At 34.9% G+C, this 1,675-nt stretch carries 1 protein-coding gene; it reads right to left on the bottom strand.

Translation table 11 applies throughout. From position 1 onward, the window contains the following. Positions 1-46 precede the first annotated feature (46 nt). Positions 47-1,605, bottom strand: a protein-coding gene (locus CWR48_RS18470) for an IS3 family transposase (RefSeq protein WP_245976861.1) whose coding sequence is annotated in 2 segments (ribosomal slippage) — positions 47-951 and positions 951-1,605 — 1,560 coding nt in all. Because the reading frame shifts where the segments join, the coding sequence is not laid out codon by codon here. Between the last annotated feature and the right edge of the window lie 70 nt (positions 1,606-1,675).

Genomic DNA, 1,675 nt, shown 5'->3' with positions numbered 1-1,675 from the left:
TGAACTGCCCCCTGTCAAGTAGACAGTGGAAATAATAAAAAATGATTTAAGCGGCTTTAGTCCTGTATTCAACAGGGCTAAGGCCATTTAGTCTTTCTTGATATCTTTCATAGTTGTAGAAGCGAATATATTCATCAATTGCTTTCGAGAGTTCCTCAAATGTTCCATACTTATGTAAGTAATACTTCTCACATTTGAGAGTTCCCCAAAACGATTCCATTGGTCCATTATCAATGCATTTCCCTACACGAGACATACTATGTGTCATTTCCACTTCATCTACCCTTCGTTTAAACCCATGAGAGGTGTACTGGAAACCACGGTCACTATGAATAAGTGGATGCTCCCCATCCAATAGATTAGTAGCTTGATCAAATGTTTTGAATACAAGTTTATTATTATTAGAATGTCCTAGTACATAGCTAACAATCGAACCATCATACAAATCAAGAATGGCACTTAAATAAGCCTTCTTTGAAGTTCCATATTTGAATTCGCTGACATCCGTTACCCATTTTTCATTTGGCTTTTCAGCTTTAAATTCACGATTCAATATATTGTCCGCAACGTGCTGAGGATTCGTACGTTTGTATCGCTTCTTCTTTCTACGTATAACGGATTGAATGCCAGCGACATTCATTAGTCTATAAATACGTTTGTGATTAAAATTTTGGCCAAACTTTCGATTGATGTTTAATCTCATTCGGCGGTAACCATAGATACCCTCCACTTTCTCATGGAGAATTTTCATTTCCCTTATGATTTCTTCGTTTTGAAGTTCTCTTGAGGAAGGTATACGCTTTAACCATTTATAGTAAGCAGCACGCGAAACACCTGCGATATCACATAATAAAACAATATTTAGATTCTCGTTCTCATGAAGTTCCTTAATTGCGATATATTTATCCTCAAATCTTACTTGGCTTATTTTCGTCTCCTTTCGATCTCCTCCAACTTTTTTAAAAATGCATTCTCTGCACGTAAACGTTCATTCTCCTTCTCCATTCGACGCATTTCTAATTTCATCTTTTCTTCCGGAGTTAATTCTTCCTCACTTTTGGAACGGCCTCGTCCATCCTTTAAAGCATCCCATCCACCAACTTCATATTTACGTACCCACTGATATACTTGTTGGTAAGATACTTGATGGCTATCTGCAGTTTGTTGATAATCTTTTCCATTCCCTAAAGCTTCTTGTACAATCTCAATTCGTTCTTTCCAAGTCGTTTTTCTTCCTTTAGTCATAGAGCTTGTTCTCCCTTTTCCCGTATCTTTTAATTCTCTATGACTAGTATACTTTTTAATCCATTTTTCGAGTACCGATACACCAGAAATGTTATATTTTTTTACTACCTCACGTAAGGAAAACTCTCCTGAAATATAATCTCTAACAGCTGATTCCTTTAATTCTTTAGAATACTTTTTCCATGTTTTCGATGCTTCTAAACCACGCATTCCTTCTTTCTCAAATTTCTCAATCCATTTATAAAGAGTTGTTTTATAAATATGATATTTTGAACATAACTCACTAAGTGCATAATCTTCATTTTTATAAGCCATTATTATTTCATATTTAAATTCTACAGAATAAGCTCTTTTTGACACAAAAAACTCCCCCTAAGATAGAAACAGATTTTTATTTTTTAATCTGTCTACCTTATGGGGAGCATATCAA

This window comes from Oceanobacillus arenosus, assembly GCF_003369575.1.
GTDB lineage: Bacteria > Bacillota > Bacilli > Bacillales > Amphibacillaceae > Oceanobacillus > Oceanobacillus arenosus.
This window is presented reverse-complemented; position numbering and strand designations above follow the sequence as displayed.